Genomic DNA, 383 nt, shown 5'->3' with positions numbered 1-383 from the left:
GGCCCGGCGCAGTAGCGGATCGTGAAGTGACGAGGGCGAAGACCGTGACAGTGCCGGCACGACAGTCGGTACGGTGAAACGAAAGGCAGTACCGCAGTGAGCAATCCGTTCGACGATGAGGCTGGAACGTTCTACGTGCTGGTGAACGAGGAGGGGCAGCATTCGCTGTGGCCCGCGTTCGCCGACGTGCCGGCGGGGTGGTCGACCGTGCACGGTGAGGCGTCACGCCAGTCGTGTGTCGAGTATGTCGAGGCCAACTGGACGGACATGCGTCCGAAGAGCCTGATCGCCGCGATGGCGGCCGATGCCGACAAGGTGGCCCTCGGCGGCTGACCGCGGAGAACGGGAAGGGGCTCCAGCCATTCGGCTGGAGCCCCTTCCCG

1 protein-coding gene is annotated in these 383 nt (G+C 66.3%); it reads left to right on the top strand.

Translation table 11 applies throughout. From position 1 onward, the window contains the following. The first annotated feature begins 96 nt into the window (after window positions 1–96). Window positions 97–333, top strand: a complete 237-nt coding sequence (locus tag ACWEPG_RS08985; protein WP_450114506.1) for an MbtH family protein — start codon at window positions 97–99, stop codon at window positions 331–333. Window positions 334–383 lie beyond the last annotated feature (50 nt).

It is taken from the genome of Rhodococcus sp. NPDC004095 (assembly GCF_053604015.1).
This window is presented reverse-complemented; position numbering and strand designations above follow the sequence as displayed.